The 1,378-nt window shown below is 68.7% G+C and carries 2 protein-coding genes; both read left to right on the plus strand.

Going from position 1 to position 1,378, the window contains the following annotated elements; all coding sequences use genetic code 11:
* Nucleotides 1-750 (plus strand): Mu transposase domain-containing protein (locus tag RCH10_RS27645; protein WP_409054847.1); only part of this gene is annotated, 750 nt, incomplete at its 5' end.
* A 39-nt stretch (nt 751-789) separates the two neighbouring features.
* Nucleotides 790-1,378: ATP-binding protein (locus RCH10_RS27650; RefSeq protein ID WP_409054848.1), on the plus strand; the 589-nt coding region annotated here is incomplete at its 3' end.

A 1,378-nucleotide genomic window follows, 5' to 3' on the forward strand; every position in this document is an offset into this window, starting at 1 on the left:
GTCGAGCGATGGATTCTGGCGCGGCTGCGCAACCGGCGCTTCTTCAGCCTGGCCGAGCTCAACGGCGCCATCGCCGAGCTGCTGGTCGATCTGAATCGGCGTGCCTTCAAGAAGCTACCAGGTTGCCGGCGCAGCGCCTTCGAGGCGCTCGATGCGCCGGCGCTACGCCCGCTGCCGGCCACACGCTTCGAGCTATGCACCTGGCGCTCGGCCAAGGTCAACATCGATTACCACGTCGAATTCGACGGCCACTACTACAGCGTGCCGCACGCTCTGGTGCGAACGACGGTCGAGCTGCGCGTGACGGCGAACCTCGTGGAGTGCTTCGCGGCCAACCAGCGCGTGGCCTGCCATGCCTTGAGCCACCGGCGTGGTGCCCACACGACCGTGGCCGAGCACATGCCGGCATCTCACCGCGCCCACCTGGAGTGGACGCCCCAGAAGTTGATCGATTGGGGCCGTCGCATTGGCGTGAGCGCCGCGGCCGTGGTGACCTGGCAGCTCGAACACCGCCCGCACCCCGAGCAGGGCTACCGCGCCTGTCTGGGCCTGCAGCGCCTGGCGCGCGAGTACACGCCGCCCCGGCTGGAGGCTGCCTGCACCCGGGCGCTGGCGATCCGCTCGCCGACCTACCGCAGCGTGGCCTCGATCCTGAAGAACGGCCTGGACCGCCAGCCCGCCTTGTTCGCAACGCCCCCCGCGCCGCTGCCTGCGCACGAGAACGTACGCGGGCCCGACTACTACCACTGACCCATTGCCCCTTGTTGTAACCCCCGAAGGAGATTGAAGATGCTGAATGAACACACACTGGACCAACTGCGCAGCCTGCGTCTGGACGGCATGGTGCGCGCCATCGAAGAGCAGACCACCAGCACCGCAGCCACGGCGCTGGGCTTCGATGAGCGGCTGACGCTGCTGGTGCAGCGCGAGATCGCATGGCGCGACGACAAGCGCGTGGCGCGCCTGATGAAGGCGGCGAAGCTCAAGGTGAGTTCGGCCTGCGTGGAGAACATTAACTGGCGCGCGAGTCGCTCGCTGGACCGCGCTCTGGTGGCCGCGCTGGCCGGCGGCGACTGGCTGCGCCGTGCGCAGAATCTGCTGGTCACCGGCGCGACGGGCTGCGGCAAGACCTGGCTGGCGTGCGCGCTGGCGCATCAGGCGGCGCGTTCGGGCTTCTCGGTGCTGTACACGCGCGCCGCGCGTCTGTTCGATGAATTGCAGGTTGCGCACGGCGACGGCAGCTTCGCACGTCGGCTGGCGCACCTGGCCAAGCTGGACTTGCTGGTGATTGATGACTTCGCGATCTCCCCCATGGGCGCCCCCGAGCGCAACGACCTGCTGGAGGTGCTGGACGACCGCGTGGGCACGCGCTCGACGT

The sequence above is a fragment of the Variovorax sp. GrIS 2.14 genome (assembly GCF_046115955.1).
Taxonomy (GTDB): Bacteria; Pseudomonadota; Gammaproteobacteria; order Burkholderiales; family Burkholderiaceae_C; genus Variovorax.